The organism is Ruegeria sp. J8 (assembly GCF_056531925.1).
Map to the genome: position 1 here is coordinate 171,042 of NZ_JBQFMR010000005.1, position 19,736 is coordinate 190,777.

At 58.3% G+C, this 19,736-nt stretch carries 19 protein-coding genes; 9 read left to right on the forward strand and 10 right to left on the reverse strand.

Features of this window, described 5'->3' with window-relative positions; translation table 11 throughout:
* Window positions 1-23: 23 nt before the first annotated feature.
* Entirely contained in the window at window positions 24-1,604 is a 1,581-nt protein-coding gene (locus tag ACR0L1_RS12565; RefSeq protein WP_480859141.1) for an FMN-binding glutamate synthase family protein, read from the reverse strand.
* A 176-nt stretch (window positions 1,605-1,780) separates the two neighbouring features.
* On the opposite strand from ACR0L1_RS12565, the gene ACR0L1_RS12570 reads away from it, so the two are divergent.
* Together ACR0L1_RS12570 and ACR0L1_RS12575 are read left to right on the forward strand one after the other, a co-directional pair.
* Window positions 1,781-2,185 carry a fluoride efflux transporter FluC gene (locus ACR0L1_RS12570; RefSeq protein WP_480859143.1) on the forward strand — a complete coding sequence of 135 codons (405 nt, stop codon included), beginning with the start codon at window positions 1,781-1,783 and terminating at the stop codon, window positions 2,183-2,185.
* On the forward strand, window positions 2,182-2,544 hold the full coding sequence (locus tag ACR0L1_RS12575) for a fluoride efflux transporter FluC (protein ID WP_170773343.1): 363 nt from the start codon (window positions 2,182-2,184) through the stop codon (window positions 2,542-2,544). The genes ACR0L1_RS12570 and ACR0L1_RS12575 overlap by 4 nt, the downstream gene beginning before the upstream one ends.
* Window positions 2,545-2,564: 20 nt before the next feature.
* On the opposite strand, the gene ACR0L1_RS12580 is transcribed toward ACR0L1_RS12575, so the two are convergent.
* The 8 genes from ACR0L1_RS12580 to queC form a co-directional block, all read right to left on the reverse strand.
* Window positions 2,565-2,891, reverse strand: a complete 327-nt coding sequence (locus tag ACR0L1_RS12580; protein ID WP_237217442.1) for a cytochrome o ubiquinol oxidase subunit IV — start codon at window positions 2,889-2,891, stop codon at window positions 2,565-2,567.
* Window positions 2,884-3,516 carry a cytochrome c oxidase subunit 3 gene (locus ACR0L1_RS12585; RefSeq protein WP_480859145.1) on the reverse strand — a complete coding sequence of 211 codons (633 nt, stop codon included), beginning with the start codon at window positions 3,514-3,516 and terminating at the stop codon, window positions 2,884-2,886. Before ACR0L1_RS12585 ends, ACR0L1_RS12580 begins: the two co-directional genes overlap by 8 nt.
* Complete coding sequence (locus tag ACR0L1_RS12590) at window positions 3,513-5,603, reverse strand: cbb3-type cytochrome c oxidase subunit I (protein WP_480859146.1); 2,091 nt, start codon at window positions 5,601-5,603, stop codon at window positions 3,513-3,515. The genes ACR0L1_RS12585 and ACR0L1_RS12590 overlap by 4 nt, the downstream gene beginning before the upstream one ends.
* Window positions 5,600-6,520: a cytochrome ubiquinol oxidase subunit II gene (locus tag ACR0L1_RS12595; protein WP_480503713.1), complete on the reverse strand. Its 921-nt coding sequence runs from the start codon at window positions 6,518-6,520 to the stop codon at window positions 5,600-5,602. The genes ACR0L1_RS12590 and ACR0L1_RS12595 overlap by 4 nt, the downstream gene beginning before the upstream one ends.
* A gap of 134 nt (window positions 6,521-6,654) precedes the next feature.
* Window positions 6,655-7,116 carry a preQ(1) synthase gene (gene queF, locus ACR0L1_RS12600; RefSeq protein ID WP_480859148.1) on the reverse strand — a complete coding sequence of 154 codons (462 nt, stop codon included), beginning with the start codon at window positions 7,114-7,116 and terminating at the stop codon, window positions 6,655-6,657.
* A gap of 20 nt (window positions 7,117-7,136) precedes the next feature.
* The gene (queE, locus tag ACR0L1_RS12605) at window positions 7,137-7,847 is read right to left on the reverse strand and encodes a 7-carboxy-7-deazaguanine synthase QueE (protein WP_480859150.1); all 711 of its coding nucleotides are present in this window, start codon (window positions 7,845-7,847) and stop codon (window positions 7,137-7,139) included.
* Complete coding sequence (gene queD / locus ACR0L1_RS12610; RefSeq protein WP_480859152.1) at window positions 7,844-8,197, reverse strand: 6-carboxytetrahydropterin synthase QueD; 354 nt, start codon at window positions 8,195-8,197, stop codon at window positions 7,844-7,846. Before queD ends, queE begins: the two co-directional genes overlap by 4 nt.
* Entirely contained in the window at window positions 8,197-8,898 is a 702-nt protein-coding gene (gene queC / locus ACR0L1_RS12615) for a 7-cyano-7-deazaguanine synthase QueC (RefSeq protein WP_480859153.1), read from the reverse strand. Before queC ends, queD begins: the two co-directional genes overlap by 1 nt.
* A gap of 531 nt (window positions 8,899-9,429) precedes the next feature.
* On the opposite strand from queC, the gene ACR0L1_RS12620 reads away from it, so the two are divergent.
* From ACR0L1_RS12620 to ACR0L1_RS12650, 7 genes are all read left to right on the forward strand, one after another.
* A complete protein-coding gene (locus tag ACR0L1_RS12620) occupies window positions 9,430-11,058 on the forward strand; it encodes a peptide ABC transporter substrate-binding protein (RefSeq protein ID WP_170773328.1) in 1,629 nt (542 codons plus the stop codon).
* Between the two features lie 66 nt (window positions 11,059-11,124).
* Window positions 11,125-12,048: an oligopeptide ABC transporter permease OppB gene (oppB, locus tag ACR0L1_RS12625; protein ID WP_170773326.1), complete on the forward strand. Its 924-nt coding sequence runs from the start codon at window positions 11,125-11,127 to the stop codon at window positions 12,046-12,048.
* 10 nt (window positions 12,049-12,058) lie between these two features.
* Window positions 12,059-12,988, forward strand: a complete 930-nt coding sequence (locus ACR0L1_RS12630) for an ABC transporter permease subunit (protein WP_480859155.1) — start codon at window positions 12,059-12,061, stop codon at window positions 12,986-12,988.
* Window position 12,989: 1 nt separating this feature from the next.
* Window positions 12,990-14,795, forward strand: coding sequence for an ABC transporter ATP-binding protein (locus ACR0L1_RS12635; protein ID WP_480859157.1), 1,806 nt, complete (start codon window positions 12,990-12,992; stop codon window positions 14,793-14,795).
* A gap of 316 nt (window positions 14,796-15,111) precedes the next feature.
* Window positions 15,112-16,005, forward strand: a complete 894-nt coding sequence (gene galU, locus ACR0L1_RS12640) for a UTP--glucose-1-phosphate uridylyltransferase GalU (RefSeq protein ID WP_170773319.1) — start codon at window positions 15,112-15,114, stop codon at window positions 16,003-16,005.
* A 67-nt stretch (window positions 16,006-16,072) separates the two neighbouring features.
* Window positions 16,073-17,509, forward strand: coding sequence for a mannose-1-phosphate guanylyltransferase/mannose-6-phosphate isomerase (locus ACR0L1_RS12645; protein WP_170789930.1), 1,437 nt, complete (start codon window positions 16,073-16,075; stop codon window positions 17,507-17,509).
* A 135-nt stretch (window positions 17,510-17,644) separates the two neighbouring features.
* Window positions 17,645-18,721, forward strand: a complete 1,077-nt coding sequence (locus tag ACR0L1_RS12650) for a DUF2793 domain-containing protein (RefSeq protein ID WP_480859159.1) — start codon at window positions 17,645-17,647, stop codon at window positions 18,719-18,721.
* Window positions 18,722-18,751: 30 nt separating this feature from the next.
* On the opposite strand, the gene fcl is transcribed toward ACR0L1_RS12650, so the two are convergent.
* On the reverse strand, window positions 18,752-19,729 hold the full coding sequence (fcl, locus tag ACR0L1_RS12655) for a GDP-L-fucose synthase (protein ID WP_480859161.1): 978 nt from the start codon (window positions 19,727-19,729) through the stop codon (window positions 18,752-18,754).
* Between the last annotated feature and the right edge of the window lie 7 nt (window positions 19,730-19,736).

Here is a 19,736-nt window from a genome sequence, read left to right on the forward strand (position 1 = left end):
CCTTGGCGCGCGCGTGAAAAAAATCAGAAATGCTGGGCCGAGGCGATTTTCCAATCGGCTGCGAACTCATCCGGGACGGCATCGCCCAGGAACGCGCCCTCTTCCACGATATCGTACAGTTCTGCGTAAGAGTGCTCTCGCTCATCCGCTGTACGACGCCGGATATCCGAGGGGTTAAGTTCGGACACTTTCTCTTTGCCCATCGCCCCCAGAATTTCGCGGAAACTTTCCAGCGTGGCGTCGTGATAGCGATGAACCCGCTGTCGTTTCTGCGGCACGTTCACGGCGCGACCACGAACCGGGTCCTGCGTGGCGACGCCGGATGGGCAGCGGTTGGTGTTGCAATGCAGCGCCTGAATACAACCAATGGCAAACATCATCGCCCTTGCCGCGTTACACATATCCGCACCAAGCGCGAATTTCTCGATCATGTCATAACCGGTGGCCACTTTGCCCGAACAAATCACCCGGATCTTGTCGCGCAACCCTGCGCCACGCAGGCAATTGTTCACAAAGATCAATGCCTCGTTCAGAGGCATGCCCAGACGGTTGGTGAACTCGACCGGAGCCGCGCCAGTGCCCCCTTCGGACCCGTCAATAGTGATGAAATCCGGCAGAATGCCTGTCTCAAGCATCGCTTTGCAGATTGCCATGAATTCCGACGGGCGACCGATGCATAGCTTGAAGCCAACCGGCTTACCACCCGACATCTCACGCAGATGCTGAACGAACTGCATCAATCCGGTCGGACCCTCAAAGGCGGAGTGCGTGGGGGGCGAAATGACGTCCTGGTGCACCGGAACGCCACGAATTTCAGCAATCTCCTCATCAACCTTGGCGGCAGGCAACACCCCCCCATGCGAGGGCTTGGCCCCCTGCGACAGTTTGATCTCAATTGCCTTTACAACGTCCTTTTTGGCCTTTTCGGCGAATTTGTCCTTGTCGAACCCGCCATCCGCTGAGCGGCATCCAAAATAGCCGGTTCCGATCTGCCAGATGATATCCCCACCCTCGGCCAGATGATGCGGAGACAAACCGCCCTCGCCAGTGTTATGAGCAAATCCTCCATCCTTGGCACCGCCGTTCAGAGCCCTGATCGCATTTGCACTAAGCGCGCCAAAGCTCATCGCCGACACGTTCAGGCGCGAAGCATTGTAAGGCTGGGAGCATTGCGGACCGCCAAGCAAAACGCGCTCTTCGCTTTCGTCCACATGTTTGGGGGCGAGTGAGTGATTGGTGCGGTGATAACCCACGGAATTGATATCGTACTGCGTCCCAAAAGCCTGCGTGTCCACCTGACCTTTCGCGCGGGAATAGACCAACCCGCGAACAATTCGGTTATAGGGGCGGCCACTTTCGTTCGTTTCTACGAAATACTGGCGGATTTCGGGGCTGACAAACTCCAGCATATAGCGAAAATGCCCAAGCACCGGGTAATTGTTCAGAACATTGTGCTTCGTCGTCAGCATGTCGTACAGACCGATCACTGCGTAGGGGATCAGCAAGATCAACAGCCAATGGATCGGAGACCAGACAAACCCAAGGATCAGGGTCAGCGGCAGGCAAACACAGCTTAGAAAGTAATAGAGTCGGCGGACTATCATTGGGGCTCTCCTGAACTGGCCTGCGTTACATCGGAAGTTGGGCAATTCGATCTTTTGTTGCAAGCGTTTATGCCATTTGTCACCTGTTCCAGCGGATTCGTGATAGTGGCGGTCGATGGTTGATCCGTCCCCAGCCAGTGGGTATGCCGAAAGGCACAAAGAACTGGGCAGGGTCTGTGACTGATAGCAAACTTCAACCCAACATTGGGCGCATGTTCCTTGCCGTTTTTGTCGGCGGCGCGGCAGGTTCGCTGCTGCGTGAAGGGTTGTCGGTCCCGCTGCCCAGTATCTTGGCCGTAACGACGACCTTCGGGATCAATGTTCTTGCCTGTTTCGTTCTAGGCTGGCTCTATTCCATCCGGCACCGGGTTCATGCGCATGTATTGCATCTGGGAGCTGTGGGGTTTTGCGGCGGGCTGTCCACCTTTTCCTCTTTCGTGGCCGATCTGGCCGCGATCGCCTCAACTAGCCCATGGGGCGCGGTCTATGCTGCCACGTCCGAGATTGTCTTAGGCCTTGCCGCAGCCCTGTTGGGTGAGGCAGTCGGGCGGCGCGTTCACGGCGTGAAGGGGGCCAGATGACCGAAGCCTATCTGCACGCCATCTTTGGCCTCGGCGGAGGGTTGGGAGCGGTTCTGCGCCATTGGATCGCCTTGCGGCTGCGGCACGATCTGCCGATTGCAACGCTGTTTGTGAACGTGCTGGGCAGCCTGTTGCTGGGGCTTTGGATAGGGGTTCTCGGCGGGCCAGTCGAGATGGGGGAGGAGGCGCGGCGACTGGTATTCGGATTCTGCGGCGGCTTCACCACGTTTTCTAGCTTTGCCTATCAAACGCTGGACCTGAAACGAGAACGCACCCTTGTGTTGGCCGCTGGCAACATCGCGTTCAGCCTTGCCCTGTGCTGGGGGGCGGTAGTACTGGGAATGTGGCTGACGCAGTGACTGATCGCGGCCCCCGCGGGCTACATCGGATAGGTATGCATCCGCACCGACAGATTGCCCATGATCCAGACCGTGCCCACGATGATGATCAACAGGACAAGCGTTGAAAACAGCACGAGGTCCAAATCCTCGCGGCTGCTGCGGCGGCGATCAATATGCAGGAAATACACCAGTTGCACGATCAGTTGGGCCAGGCCCAACAGACCAATCGTCAGGTAGACGCCCGTGGTTTTAATGCCGAACACATAGGCAATGATGAAAACGATCAGCGTCAGCACCAATGAACCGCCGTAACCGACAACATAGCGTCTGCGTTCGCGCCGGTGCATCTCGGTGAGGTTATCCATAGGTCAGCCCTCCGAAGTAGACGATAGTGATGATGCCGATCCAGATCAGGTCGAGAAAGTGCCAGAACAGCGCCAGACGCACAACGCGGGACATCAGCACATCAGTCAGGCCAAAGACGCGCAGCTGTATGCCCAGCACGATCAACCACAGGCACCCCGCCGCAACATGCAGCCCGTGTAGCGGGACTAACCCGTAGAATGCCGACAGGAAGCCGCTGCGCTGGGGTACTCCGCCCTTCTCTGCCATGGCCATAAAGTCGCGCAGTTCCAGCACCAGAAAGCTGAGGCCAAGGACCAGCGTTATCCCGAACCACATCACGATGCGGGATCGGGGCAGGTTGTATTTCAGCGCCAGCATTGCCAGCCCGACCGTCAGGCTGCTGGTCAGCAGGATCAGCGTCTGGGCGAAAATACTGGTCAGATCGAACAGCTCACGCGGACCGGGGCCACCGGCCTGAGCGTCGATCATGGTGATGTAGATGGCGAACATCAGGCCAAAATAAACCAGATCGCTCATCAGAAAGACCCAGAACCCGAACGAGACGACCTCACTGGCCTTGTCCGCGCCGGGGTGGCGGCGACCAAGATTCAGGCCCGGATAGCTGTGAGTGGGCGCGCGTTTCAAGTCGCCACCTCCAGATCGGGGCGAGCGAGACCGCGGTTTTCCGACGCATATTCGTGATCGCGGTCAACGGGGGTCGCTGCCCGGACCAGATCCAGCCAGGCCTCGTGTTCCTTGCGCACCTGTTCGGCTGAGATAACTTCTTCGGTATCGGTTCTGAACGTCCAGGCGATAAAGGACAAGAGCATCAGAACGGTAGTCAGCGCCGCCAGCCACCAGATCCACCAGACAAGTGCGAACATCCACACCCCGCTGAGCACGCAGAGGATGAAACCGATGCTTGTGTTGCGCGGCAGCAGGATATCCTCGTAGGCATCCGGCGTTGGATAGGCCGCGCCGCGCTCTTTCGCTTCGGCAAAGTCGTCACGGTCTGTCACCTGCGGGATAACGGCGAAATTATAGGGCGGCGGCGGGGCCGGGATGGACCATTCCAACGTGCGCGCGTCCCATGGGTCCCCGACAGGAACGCGTGTGGTTTCACGCTGTTTGATACTGACCCACAACTGCGCGACAACCGACAAAAGTGCGGCCAGAATGACCAGCGAGCCCAGTGCAGCCACTATCATATAAGGGTGAAAGCTGGGATCTTCCCAACTGAACGACCGGCGCGGCATCCCCATGAGCCCCACGAAATATAGCGGCAGGAAGGTCAGCATGAACCCAACCGTCCACAGGGCCACCGAAATCCGGCCCCATGTTTCGTTCAGGCGAAATCCGAAGGCCTTGGGGAACCAATAGTTATACCCGGCCAACAGCCCGAACAGCACCCCCGGCAGTAGCACATTGTGGAAATGCGCCACCAAGAACAGAGTATTGTGCACCTGGTAGTCGATGGTCGGATTGGCAAGGGTGACACCCGACAGCCCTCCGATCACAAAGAGCATCAGGAAGGCCAGACCGTAAAGCATCGGCACCGAAAACCGGATACGCCCGCGAAACAGCGTCGCCATCCAGTCATAGACTTTCACGCCGGTCGGGATGGCGATCAACATCGTGGCGATGCCGAAAACCGCATTGATCAGCGCGCTTTGCCCCATGGTAAAGAAGTGGTGCAGCCAGACGGTAAAGGACAGGATCGCAATCGACATGGTCGCAATGACCAGCGAGTTGTACCCATAAAGCCGTTTGGCCGAAAAAGTGGCAAAAATCTCGGAATAGATCCCGTAGGCGGGCAGAACCAACAGATAGACCTCGGGGTGGCCGAACAGCCAGAACAGGTTGGCGTAGTTCATCATGTTGCCGCCAAGGTCATTGGTGAAAAAGTGGAAATCCAGATACCGGTCGGCAGCCAGCATTAAAGCGGCCACGCCCAAAGGCGGCATCGCAAAGATGATCAGGATCGAGCTGCAAATGATCGTCCAGCAATACATCGGCAGCCGCATGAAAGTCATACCCGGCGCCCGCAGCTTGTAGATCGTCACCGCAAAGTTGATTCCTGTCAGGGTGGTGCCGATCCCCGATACGACAATCGCCCAAATCCAGTAATCCGGCCCGACCCCTGGGTTGAACGCGGCGCCGGTATAGGGCGGATAGGCCGTCCACCCTCCGGTCGAGAAAGCGCCCACCACCAGCGAAATCATCAACATCATCCCGGCAGAAACCGTCAGGCCCAAGCCGATCTGGTTCATGACCGGAAAGGCAACATCACGCGCGCCGATCATCAGGGGGATCAGAAAGTTCGCGACCCCAAACACAAAGGGCACCGCCACAAAGAACACCATGATCGTGCCATGGGTGCTGAAAAGCTCGGCGAAATGTTCGGCTTCAAGGAACCCGTCCCCAGGCCCCGCAGCCTGCTGGGCCCGCATAACGACGCCCTCCAACACTCCGCGAGCCAGCATGACGATGGCAAAGACGATGTACATGATGCCGATTTTCTTATGATCCGCACTGGTCAGCCAATCGCGCCACAATGGCCCCCACAGGCGGAACCATGTCAGCAGCCCTACAACGGCAACCACCCCGACCAGCACGACGGCTGCGGCCGCATTGGCCACGATCTCATTGGCGTTTGGCGTCTGGATCAGACCTACGATCGGGAACGCATCCCAGCTTAACCGCCCGATCAGCCCTCCTGCTTCCGACGTCATTGCGCACCCTCCTGCCCATAGGTTGCAGTTCCGGGTTGCTGATCTGTCGGTAGCGGTTGCCCACCGTGATATCGGTGCAGGATCGAGTGGAACAAATCCCCCTCCTCAATCGTGAAATACAGCGCGTTGAGCGGCATGAGCGGCGTACCCAACGCGGCCTGTACCTCATCGCGGTCGGTGCGCATGGCCAATGTTTGATAGGTCTCATCGGTCAGCGGAATGCCATGGGTGCGGACGCTGTTGACCCAGGCCTCAAAATCGCCCGGTTGCATCGCTTGCGTCACGAATTTCTGCTTGGTGAACCCACGGCCGTTATATTGGGTGTTTTCGCCCTGCATGGTCCGGGGGGTGTCGGCCACCAGATGCAATTTGGTTGTCATGCCGGGCATCGCGTAAATCTGCCCTGCCAGCGCCGGGATCATGAAGGATTGCATGACCGTATCGGTCGTCAAGGTCAGGGCCACCTGCTGGTTCACGGGTATGCCGAACTCTCCCACGCTGGCGATGCCATGATCGGGGTAGATGAACAGCCATTTCCAGTCGAGCCCCACAACCTGCACGTTCAGGGCGGGTTGGTCTCCAAACGGGGCGGCATAGGGATCAAGCCGATGCGTCGCTTTCCACAAGTAGAACGACAGGATGGCCACGATCAGTACCGGCACACCCCACATAGCAAATTCCAGAGGCCCCGAGAAATCCCATTTGGGTCGGTAAGTGGCAGAGGTGTCGGGGCGACGGCGATAGCGGTAGGCGATCAGGGGTACCAGCACCAACACCGGGATCACCGCAATCAGGATCAGAGCCGTTGCGCGCAGCAGATGGGTCTTCTGCACGGCCGCAATCGGCCCCTGCGGGTCCAGAAAACTGTCGCTGGCAAAAACGGATTGCGCGGACACAAGTGCAAGCACAACCAGCACGAGCACCCGCGACCAACTGAAATACCTCACACCCAAAAGCCCTTATACCGATATCAGGGTCAACTATCGGCAGAACCACACGATTACTCAAGGCTTTTTAGGGTCGCGTTTTCGCCCGAACCAAGTGGGCGGTGTCAGCCGCGCCCGCGATAGGGCGGCACGCCCTGATCGGGGATCCAGACATGTTCAGGCATGGCCCCCGTCTGCCAGAAAACATCAATCGGAATACCGCCCCGCGGATACCAGTACCCGCCGATCCGTAGCCAGCGCGGGTCAAGAAAATCGACCAGACGGCGCGCGATGGACACGGTGCAATCTTCGTGAAACGCGCCGTGATTGCGGAACGAGCCCAGAAACAGCTTGAGCGACTTCGATTCCACCAACCATTCGCCGGGCACATAGTCGATCACCAGATGTGCAAAATCCGGCTGCCCCGTCATCGGGCACAGCGAGGTGAACTCGGGCGCGGTGAACCGCACGCAATAGTCGATATCGGCCTGCGGGTTTTGCACCCGTTCCAGCTCGGCGGTTTCGGGAGAGGTGGGCAGTTCGGTTTTGCCGCCCAATTGGGTCAGGTCGCTGTAGATGGTTTCCATTGTCTTCTCCTGATGGGGTTTTAGACCCCGCGTTTGTTGCCCCACAATAGGACATGCAGTTGCGGCAACACCCGAGGGGTGAACCAGCCATCTGCGGTGACTTTCTCGACCAGCCATAGCAGCCGATCCGACAGGGTTTGCGGATCGACGGGCTGCGTGGGGTCGACCGTCTCATTACCCGGCTGTAGATACAGTGGCAGCGCCGGATAGCGATCCGCCGCGGCACGGGCCCAAGCGTAGTCACGCTCATCAAAGATCACGATTTTCATCACCGTTTTGGGGCCGTTTCCAGCAGCCGTCAGACAGGCGTCGAACGCGACCCAATCCACCGTCTCCCCGCTCGAGAGCGGTTTGGGGCTCAGAACCAGCGTATCCAGATCGTTGAACCACGGCTTTGCGATGGAGCCCTGCGTTTCGCAGGCGAACCGATAACCCTCTGTCCGTCCCAACGCGACCAGGGGCGCAAAGTCCTGAATGGCAGGATTGCCACCCGACAGCGACACGGTCAAAGGCCGCCCGCCTGACAGGTCGCGCACTCGGCTCCAAACCGCATCCGTGGTCATCGCCGCCCAGTCATGACGATAGGCAGTATCAACCGCGTGCAGGCTGTCGCACCAGCTGCACCGGTAATCACATCCGCCGGTGCGCACGAATACAGTAGGTTCCCCGATCAGCGCGCCTTCGCCCTGAATCGTGGGGCCGAAAATCTCGGCAATGCGCAGGCGGGTCATGAGCGATACTCGGCCCATGTTTTAGGAGTTTCGCTGACCCGCACGGCAGCGGTTTCCGGCCAACGGGCAGCACACCAGTCATAGAAATGACGCGCCATATTCTCGGCCGTGGTCAGGATGTTCATCACATCGTTCAGATGGCGATGATCAAACGTCTCGTCGATATAGGGCTTGAGCGGCTTCAGCTCGCCATAATCGCGGACAAACCCGTCAGCGTTCAGGTCCTTGGCGGCCAGTTCGACCTCGACCACATAATTATGCCCGTGCATCCGCGCGCATTGGTGATCGTCAGGCAGATGGGTCAGTTGGTGCGAGGCAGAAAAGTGGAATTCCTTGGTGATCCGATACATCAGGCGCTTTCCTTCTGTGTCGTGGCTGCCACCCAGAAATCAGGGTCGTCATAGGTTGTAGGGTCAGGGATACCGGCCAGATGGAAGGCCTCTCGCCGCTCGACACAGGTACCGCAGCGCCCGCAATGGTTGTCTCCGCCTTTGTAGCAGGACCATGTTTGGGCAAAGGGGGTGTTCACACGCGCGCCCTCGGTCACGATATCGGCTTTGCTGCGATGCACGAACGGCGTGAACAGCGAGACGTCGGCATAGCCGTCCAGCGCCAGCTTCTGCATTGCCTCAAAGGCTTCGGTGAAGGCAGGGCGGCAATCGGGATAGATGAAGTGATCCCCACCATGCACGGCGGTGGCCACCGCATCTGCCCCACGGGCGGCGGCGGCACCGAATGCAACTGTCAGCATGATGGCGTTGCGGTTGGGCACCACGGTCACTTTCATGCTGTCTTCGGCATAGTGCCCATCGGGCACATCCACATCATCGGTCAGGGCCGAGCCGGTCAGAACCGCTCCAACCGAACGCAGGTCGATGATGTCATGGGGCACACCAAGGCGCAGCGCGCAAAGCGCAGCATAGTCCAGCTCTTTGCGGTGACGCTGGCCATAGTCGAAAGAGATCAGGCCCGCCAATTCGTGATTCTGCGCAACCATATGCGCCAAAGATACCGAATCCAGCCCGCCCGAGCAGATTACGATCGTTTTCATATTTTGAACCCTTGTTTTGATACCCGGGTAGGCTGCGACCGGGATGCGCCCTGTTATACTCTGTCGTGCGCGGTGCCAAGGCCCAAGCGCCTGATTGCCGGATCACAAGACGGACAGAGGGATTCAGGAGCGATTCGCATTTTTGGATCAGGTGACGTGAGGGAAACACAAAGACTTCAGGTCAAGTCCAAGCCTCATGCTTCACGAAAGTGTCAAGAACACGTCAAGTTTCGCCATTTTATTGCCTGCGACCTCTCGGTTTCATTCACAATCCACCTAAGGTTGCCTAATTTGCAGGCAAAGGCTTTAACCTTTTTTGAAATAATGCCAACGTCTGCCCCAGTGAAAGGCGACTTTCGCAACAACATTCCTGACTGCAAACCGAAACCCAGTGACGCGGTGTTCATTGCGATCTGACAAAGCAAAATCTGAACCTGTTCCGGGCCGCTTTCTGGTCGGGCAATCAAGGTGGCAACGGGCCACCCTGATCGGCTGCGTGCGCCTTGCCTTCAAAAAACGGGAGTTAACAATATGAACAAGTATATTCGGACATCTCTAGCAGGCCTGCTGACCTCTACTATGATCACCGGCGCGGCTTTTGCCGCCGGAACCCACCCAACCACGGGCGAAGCGCTGGCCGATGACCAGACGTTCACCTATCGCATTCTGGACGAGCACAGCTCGGTCGATCCGCAGGTAGTTGAGGATGTTTCGGGCGCCGAGATCGTCCGCGATCTGTTCGAAGGTCTGATGAACCAGGACGAAGACGGTAATCTGGTGCCGGGTGTTGCCACCAGCTTCACCACCAATGATGCCAAGGACGTCTATACCTTCACCCTGCGCGACAATGCCAAGTGGTCCAATGGAGATCCGGTTACAGCTGGCGATTTCGTTTACGCCTGGAAACGTGCCGTCGATCCCGCGCTGTCTTCGCCCTATGCGTGGTACATGGAGTTGATGTCGATCGAGAACGCGTCTGAAATTATCGCAGGCGAAAAGCCGGTTGACGATCTGGCCGTCAAAGCCATCGACGACCACACGCTGGAAGTAAAGCTTAGCGCGCCGCTGTCCTATTTCCCGCAGATGACCACGCATGCGACCACCTTCCCTGCCCCGCAGAAAGTGATTGAGGAGTTCGGCGACGCCTGGACCAAGCCCGGCAACATCGTGTCGAACGGTGCTTATGTTCTGACCGAGCATCTGCCGCAGGAACGCTCGGTTCGCGAGCGCAACGAGATGTACTGGGACAACGACAACACGATTATCGAAAAAGTCGTGGCCTTGGTCATTAACGACGAAAACGTGGCCCTGACCCGCTATCTGGCCGGTGAACTGGACCGCACCGAAGTGCCCGCAGGCCAGTTCCCGCGCCTGCAAAAAGAGCACCCGGAAGAGGCGATCAGCTTCCCGCGTCTGTGCAACTATTATTACACGTTCAACCTGTCCGAAGGTGGTCCGGAAGCGTTCAAAGACCCGAATGTCCGTCAGGCCCTGTCGCTTGCTGTCGATCGTAAGATCATCACCGAGAACATCATGGCAGGCGGTCAGCCGCAGGCATATACTTTCGCACCCGAAGCAACCGCAGGCTTCACCGTTCCGGACGTCGAAATGGCGTCGATGTCGCAAGCCGAACGGGACGAACTGGCCAAAGAACTGCTGGCCGAGGCTGGTTATGGCGCAGACAATCCGCTGAGCTTCGAGATGGTCTACAACACGTCAGAAGCGCACAAGAAAGTTGCCGTGGCGCTGAGCCAGATGTGGAAACAGAAACTGGGCGTGAACGCCGAGCTGGCCAACATGGAATGGAAAGTGTTCCTGGAAGAGCGTGGCAACCAGAACTTCGATCTGGCCCGTGGCGCATGGTGTGGCGACTATAACGAAGCCTCGACCTTCTTGGACCTGTTGCAGTCCGATTCGGGCTATAACGACGGCAAGTACAACAACGCCAAAGTTGATGAACTGCTGGCCTCTGCCAAAACCGCAGACGATGCCGCGCCGCTTTATACCGAGGTCGAGCGTATCATCGCGCAAGAGACCCCCGTCATCCCGATCTATCACTATGCTGGCGTCTATATGATGGACAGCGATGTGGGGAACTGGCCGGTCAATAACGTAGAGCAGAACTGGTACTCCAAAAACCTCTACAAAACAGCCGAGTAATCACCTTTAGATCCCGCTGTGCCCCAAGGACCGCTTTGGGGCACAGCCAATAATTGGGGGCATGAAATGCTTGCCTATATTATCCGGCGGCTATTGGTCGCCGTTCCGACGATCCTTTTGCTGATCGTCGCCAGTTTCTTTCTGATGCACTTCGCGCCCGGTGGGCCCTTTACCTCGGAACGGCCTCTGCCGCCCGCGGTTCTGGCCAATATCGAGGCACGCTATGGGCTGGACCAGCCGCTGTGGAAGCAGCTTTGGGACTATCTGTATAACATCGTGGTGCATTTCGATTTCGGGCCATCCTTCAAGTTCAAGGATCGCGATGTGAATGATATCATCGCCCAAGGTTTCCCGATCTCACTGACCTATGGGTCCCTGTCGTTCCTGTTTGCCACCACGATTGGTGTGGGGCTGGGGATTGCGGCGGCCATCAAGCACAATAGCTGGATCGACTATTTCGCTGTCGGTCTGGGCATTGCAGCTCAGGCGCTGCCGAACTTCATCATGGGCCCGATCCTGATCCTGACCTTCACCCTTTGGCTGGGTTGGCTGCCGGGCGGTGGCTGGAACGGAGGGCAATGGCCATATCTGATCATGCCCGTTATCGCGCTCGCGACCTCATATATCGGCTCGATCGCGCGGATCACGCGATCGTCTATGCTCGAGGTTCTGAACTCGAACTTCATCCGCACCGCGCGGGCCAAAGGACTGCCGACCAGAACCGTGATCTGGCGCCATGCGCTGAAACCGACGCTTTTGCCGGTGGTGTCCTATCTGGGACCGGTCTTCGTCTATGTTCTGACGGGTTCGGTCTTCGTTGACATCTATTTCTCGACCGGCGGTCTGGGGCAAGCCTATGTCGGCTCGGCCCTCTCGCGTGACTATGCGGTGCTCTTGGGGGTCACGATCCTCTATGGCGCGCTGACCGTAATCGTGAACCTTTTGACCGACCTAGCCTATGCCTGGTTCGATCCGAAAATCCGGTACTAAGGGGCGAAACATGCTTGGAAAATCTCAAAAAGCCGCCCATCTGGCCGAAGATATCACCGATTACACGGTCATTCAGGGGCGTTCACTGTGGCAAGACGCACGGATGCGTTTTGTGCGCAACAAGGCCGCGATGGCCAGCGTAATCATTCTGGCGCTGATCGTTCTGTTCACCCTTGTCGGGCCCTACTTCGCGGTCTGGAACAATGAAGAGATCGACTGGAACGTTATGGGTGACGTGCAGGGCATGGGTATGCCCTCAGTCGAAACCGGCCATTTCTTTGGCGTCGATGACTTGGGGCGCGATCTGTACAGCCGCGTCATTCAGGCCACCACCACATCGCTGCTGGTCGGTCTGATCGGTGCAGCGACAGCGCTGATCGTTGGCACCTGCTATGGCATCGCCGCCGGCTATATCGGTGGCCGGACCGACAGCGTCATGATGCGCTTTGTCGACATCTTGCTGGCGATCCCGGCAACTCTGGTGATTATTCTGCTGCTTGTCGTGGCGGGTCGATCCTTCTTCATGCTGTTCATCGCCCTTGGCGCGGTTGGTTGGCTGACCATGGCGCGGATCGTACGGGGTCAGACCCTGACCCTGAAGAACCGCGAGTTTATCGAGGCCGCCCGCGCCGCAGGTGTCAGCGAATTTACCATCATGTACCGCCATATCCTGCCCAACTTGCTGGGCGTTGTGATCGTCTATGCCTCGCTTCTGGTGCCCGAAATGATCCTGACCGAGAGCTTTATCTCGTTCCTTGGGCTGGGGATTTCAGAACCGTACACCTCGCTGGGTCGTCTCATCGCGGAAGGGGCGGGAACCATGGGGTATGGCACCCTGTGGCAATTGATGTTCCCGCTGACTTTCTACGTCGCCATCATCATCACGATGTTCTTCATCGGGGATGGTCTGCGTGACGCTCTGGACCCGAAGGATCGCTGATATGAGCCTGTTTTCCGTAAAAGACCTGAAGGTCCAGTTCGACACCCCCGATGGCGTGGTCGAGGCCGTCAAAGGCATCAGCTTCGACATCAACCCCGGCGAATGCCTTGGCATCGTGGGCGAAAGCGGGTCGGGCAAAAGCCAGACCTTCATGGCCGCGATGGGCTTGCTACCACCCGCAGGACGGGCGCTGGGGTCGGCCACTCTGAACGGCACCGAAATCCTGAACCTGCCGATCAACCGCCTGAACAAGATCCGTGGCTCTGACGTGGGCATGATCTTTCAGGACCCGTTGACGGCACTTACTCCGCATCTTCGGATAGGCCAGCAAATGCGCGAGGTTCTGCAGGTGCATGAAGGGTTGCAAGGCGCGAAGGCGCGGGCCCGCTGCCTGGACTGGCTGAACCGCGTCCGTATCCCTGAGGCCGCGCGGCGACTGGACCAGTTCCCCCACGAACTGTCCGGCGGGATGCGCCAACGCGTGATGATCGCCATGTCGATGCTGTGCAATCCCAAGCTGCTGATCGCGGATGAGCCCACCACGGCGCTGGACGTGACCGTTCAGGCCGACATTCTGGACCTGATGGTGCGCCTGCAAAAAGACGAAGGCACCGCCATTGCCCTGATCACCCATGATATGGGCGTAGTCGCCCGTATGTGCGACCGCATTCAAGTCATGCGCATGGGCGAATTTGTTGAGGCCGGAGACACCCGCGCAATTTTCCGCAACCCGCAGCACGACTATACCCGCACCCTTCTCGAGGCGATGCCACGCATTGATGCGGGCGATGCGCCCAAGGCGTTGGAGAAGGTCGAAGAACCGCTGCTCAAGGTCGATGACGTCAAGGTGCATTTCCCGATCAACGTCAAAGGCGGGCTGTTCGGGCGCAAAGTGCCACTCAAAGCCGTCGATGGCGTAAGCTTTGACATCCGCAAGGGTGAAACTCTGGGCGTTGTGGGCGAATCCGGCTGCGGCAAGTCCACGCTGGCGCGCGCCGTGTTACAACTGATAGAACCCAGTGGCGGAAATGTCAGCTGGTTGGGCCATCCTATTGTAGGTCTGAAACGGGCCGAGCTGAACAAGTACCGCAAGGACTTGCAGATCGTCTTTCAAGACCCATTGGCCAGCCTCGATCCGCGCATGACAATCTCGGCCTCAATCGCCGAGCCGCTCAAGACCTATCGCCCCGATCTGACGGACCGCGAGCGCAAGCAGATGGTCAGCGAAATGATGGAGCGTGTGGGCCTGAATGCCAACATGATCAACCGTTATCCGCACGAGTTGTCAGGCGGTCAGAACCAACGGGTCGGCATCGCGCGCGCGATGATCAACAAACCCAAGCTGATCATCTGCGACGAGGCAGTCTCGGCCTTGGACGTGTCCATTCAGGCGCAAATCGTTGAATTGCTTCGCGAGTTGCAGCAGGAGTTCGGTCTGTCGATGATCTTCATCAGCCACGATCTGTCGGTGGTACGCGCCGTGTCGAACCGGATCATGGTATTGTATCTGGGTCGGATCGTGGAGCTGGGCGATGGCGAGGTGATCTGCTCGGACCCGATCCATCCTTACACCAAGTCGCTGATCTCGGCCGTTCCGATCCCTGACCCGGATGTGGAACGCACCCGTCAGCGGCTGAAGCTGCCAGGAGAGCTGCCCTCACCCATGGACCCCAAAGCCGCGCTGCGCTTTTTGCCCAGCCGGTTGTCTGCCGGTGAGACCGACTATGTTCCAAGCCTCAGCGAAGTTCGTACTGACCACTTTGTCGCCGAACACGACCCGTTGGATGCCATCATGGCCAATGGGTGATACCCGGCCCGAAGTCAGAATGCTGACTTCGGGCGTATTCAAACCCTGCTTAATTTGCAGGCAAGATTAACTAATAATTCAGCACTAGTTTAACTCAAATAAGTAAGATTGTTTCCAAACCGTTGGAACTCATTCGCCCGGCGCGCACCTTTGACATCGGATCGTTTTGACTTCCTGCCGTCTGAGTGGCACGCTTGTCGGCGATTGGTTATTTGATACGAGTGTTGACGTTGTACATTCCGGGCGCACCGCCTATGAACTCGCCGTGGGCACTAGACGGAATTTCCGGCACTATAGATTGAACTTGAGAGGTACTATGGCACGCAAGGTCACCAAAGCAATTTTCCCGGTAGCGGGACTTGGTACCCGCTTTTTGCCTGCGACGAAATCCGTCCCAAAAGAGATCATGACTCTGGTGGATCGCCCGCTGGTTCAATACGCGATCGACGAAGCCCGGGCAGCCGGAATTACGGAATTCATCTTTGTCACGTCACGCGGGAAATCTGCCCTGGAAGACTACTTTGATCACAACCACATCCTCGAACAGGAATTGAAAGCCAAGGGTAAGGATGACCTGCTGGAAGCGCTGAATGCCACCAATATGGAAAGCGGCGCGATTGCCTATATTCGTCAGCACAAAGCACTTGGTCTTGGGCACGCAGTCTGGTGCGCCCGCCGCCTGATCGGGGATGAGCCCTTTGCCGTTATGCTGCCCGACGATGTGATTGCGGGGGACAAACCTTGCCTTCAACAGATGGTCGAAGCCTATGAGGAAACCGGCGGCAATATGGTTGCCGCGATGGAAGTTCCGCAAGAGAAAACAAAATCTTACGGTGTTCTGGATGTCGGTGAAAACATCGGATCGGTTGTGCGCGCGCGCGGCATGGTAGAGAAACCAAAACCCGAAGAAGCCCCGTCGAATCTGGCTGTGATCGGGCGCTATATTCTTGGGCCGTCGGTTCTCTACAACCTCAACCAAAAGAAGAAAGGCAGCGGCGGTGAGATCCAGCTGACTGACGCCATTGCAGAAGATATCGGCAACGGAGTTCCCGTCTTTGGCTACAAGTTTGAAGGCCAGCGGTTCGACTGCGGTTCCAAGTCCGGGTTCCTGCAAGCCACCGTGGCCTTTGCTCTGGCCCGCCCGGATCTGCGCGACGATCTGCGCGAATATCTGCATGACATTGTTGCGACGGATCAGGCGGCCCAGTAATCGGCCACTCTTTCCTTTGATCGCAAGACGCGCAATATAGGCGCGACGCGCTAATAGGCAGATATTGATGACTACGATTTATCCCGTGATTCTTTGCGGTGGGGCGGGGACTCGACTGTGGCCCTTGTCGCGCAAAAGCTATCCCAAGCAATTCGTGCCGCTGATCGGCGCGACAAGCCTGTTGCAGGATTGTGCCGAGCGGATGCGTGGCCCTGCGGATGCCCCTTATGCCAAGCCATTGATTCTGACCAATGATGCTTTTCGCTTTGTGGTGCCCGAACAACTGGCGGAAATTGGCATTGATCCCGGCCCCATTCTGATCGAACCCGAAGGGCGCAACACCGCCCCGGCGGTTCTGGCCGCCGCGCTCTATCTGCACGCCAGCGACCCCGATGCGGTGATGCTGGTCGCCCCGTCCGATCATGTGGTTCCGGACAAACTGGCATTTCATACGGCCGTTGCAGCCGGTGTGGACGCCATCACCACTCGCAGTGATTTGGTCACATTCGGTATTCAGCCCGACCGCCCCGAAACCGGCTATGGCTATTTGAAACTCAGCCATGCACCGACCGGTGAGGGCCAAGCTGTTCCACTGGAACGGTTTGTTGAAAAGCCCGACCTGGCCCGCGCACAATCCATGTTGGAGGATGGCAGCTATCTGTGGAATTCGGGCATCTTCTTGTTTGCGGTCCGCGATATCATCGCAGCCTTTGAAGGCCATGCGGCCCAATTGATGGACCCTGTGCGCGCCGCAGTCTCGAACGCCAAAACGGACCTTGGTTTCTTGCGCCTTGACCCCGAGGCTTGGTCGCAGGTCGAGGATATCTCGATCGACTACGCCGTCATGGAAAAAGCCCCGAACCTGAGCGTCGTGCCCTATGCCGCAGGCTGGTCCGATGTCGGCAGTTGGTCCGCTGTTCACGAGTTGGGAGAACCAGACGCGCAAGGGGTCGCAACTGCAGGCGAGGCGACCGCTATCGACTGTCAGAACGTGCTGATCCGCTCGGAATCCTCGGCGCAGGAAGTAGTCGCGTTGGGGGTACAAGACATGATCGCCATTGCAATGCCAGACGCCGTTCTTGTGGCCAGTATGGATCGGGCGCAGGACGTGAAGAAAGCTGTTGCCGCCCTGAAGGAAAAGGGCGCGAAGCAGGCAGAATCCCTGCCGGTGGATCATCGCCCCTGGGGCTGGTTCGAAAGCCTGGTGATCGGCGACCGCTTTCAGGTCAAACGCATCCACGTGCATCCCGGCGCCGCGCTAAGCTTGCAATCGCATCACCATCGGTCCGAGCACTGGATCGTTGTGGAAGGAACGGCGAAAGTCACGATTGATGACGAGGTGCGTCTGGTCTCGGAAAACCAATCGGTCTACATCCCGCTGGGCGCGGTCCATCGGATGGAGAACCCGGGCAAGGTTCCGATGGTTCTGATCGAGGTGCAGACAGGCTCGTATCTGGGTGAGGACGACATCATCCGATACGAAGACATCTACGCCCGCGACTAACCAACATCTGCTTGCAAACTGGAAGTTACCAGCTGGTTTCGCCGCCGTGCGTGCCGGTCACACGGGATTCATGCGCTTAATCTCATTGTGGCGCGCAGTGAATGCCGGACCGACAACCACAGGAGGGCGCGCCCAATGTCACAGAACTCACCCCGTTTGAACCTGCCATTTATCCAGCCATCGCAGGCGCAAAAGCATGTCACCCACAACGAAGCTCTGCGCCATCTGGATCTGGTCGTGCAACTCAGCCTTATCGCAACCGATGCTGTTACCCCGCCTGCGACGCCCGCGCAGGGTGACATCCACGCTTTGGGTGCCGCGCCCACCGGCGATTGGGCGGGACAGGGCGGGAAGCTGGCTGCATGGCTGGACAATGGCTGGGTGTTTTTTGACCCAAGCTTGGGATGGCGTGCCTGGGATCAGGGTGATGGCATCCTCAAATCGTGGGACGGGTCGAGCTGGATAGCCCCCCCCGCCGGTACGCAGAATCTGAACGGCGTAGGCATAGGAACTTCGTATGACGATACCAACAAACTTGCGGTGCGGGCAGCTGCAACACTGCTGAGCCATGATGGCGCTGGTCATCAGATGAAGATCAACAAGGCGGCGGCGGGCGAGACCGCATCGCTGCTGTTCCAGTCGGAATGGACCGGTCATGCCGAGATGGGTTTGACCGGAACCACTGGGTTTACGATCAAAGTATCCCCGGATGGCAGCAACTGGAGCGACGCGTTGGCTTTTGACCCCGCAACCGGCACTGCATCCGGTACTGCGATCCAGCAAAACGCCAGTGACACCACAACCGGCCGTTTGATGCGGGCGGATTACGGTTATGGGCCCGGCAACCTTTTGGGCTCGGTCCAAGAAAACGCAGGCACCCCGACGGGCGCAGTGATCGAACGGGGTTCAAACGTGAATGGCGACTATGTCCGTTTTGCAGATGGCACCCAAATTTGCGCAGCCCGGCTAAGCCCGACGGATTGCACCACGGCGACAGGCGCGGGGTTTACCAGCGCCGAAGCCACCTGGACCTTCCCGATGCCCTTTGCAGCGGGTTCTGTCCCAGCACTGTCCGGTGATGGCGGCACCACAATCCGCTTTGCTGCATGGGGCACCCCAAGCGCGGCGCAGGTTGCCTACAAGGTGCAATCGTTCACCTCGGACGCCGCCATGGTCGCCCCCGGCGCTGTCGCCATCGGTCGCTGGTTCTGATCTTAGGACGCCCGGCAATATGTCGGGCGGCTACTTCGCGCGGATTTGCGCCTGAGACTGGTCCAGAAACCACGCATAGGTTTCGCGAATACCGTCATCCAGCCCGACCCGCGCGCGCCATCCCATGTCGGCCAGCCGCGAGACATCCATCAACTTGCGCATCGTCCCGTCCGGCTTGCTGCTATCCTGTGAAATCCGCCCGTCATACCCCACGGTCCGCGCCACCAATGCGGCAAGTTCCGCGATCGAGATATCTTCACCACAGCCCACATTGATATGGCTCAGCATCGGCTGGGTATTGGCCTCGTAAATATCGCGCGGCAGGTCGAGCACGAACAACGAGGCCTCGGCCATATCGTCCACATGCAGGAATTCGCGCCGGGGCTTGCCAGTGCCCCAGATCACCACCTCATCCAGCCCGTCGCGCTTGGCCTCGTGAAAGCGGCGGATTAGGGCGGGCAGCACATGGCTGTTCTCGGGGTGGAAATTGTCACCCGGACCATAAAGGTTCGTCGGCATGACCGAGCGGTAGTCGACCCCATGCTGCCGGTTGTAACTTTCGCACAGCTTGATCCCCGCGATCTTGGCGACTGCATAGGGTTCATTTGTCGGCTCCAACACGCCAGTTAGCAGGGCATCTTCGCGCATGGGTTGCGGAACCGCGCGCGGGTAGATGCAGGAACTGCCCAATTGCAATAGGGTCTGAACCCCTGCAGCAAAAGCCTGATGGATCACATTGCACTCGATCATCAGATTTTCGTAAATGAAATTGGCTGGATAGGTGTTGTTGGCATGAATGCCCCCAACCTTGGCGGCGGCCAGCACCACCACATCGGGGCGTTCGGATTGCATGAAGTCGCGAACTGCCGCCTGATCGGTCAGATCAAGCTCGGCATGGGTGCGGGTGATGAGCTCAAGCGCTTCACCTGCTTTTTTACGGCCTTGCAACCGACGCAGGATCGCGCCACCGACCATGCCGCGATGTCCGGCAACATAGATCTTTCGCATGCCCCGC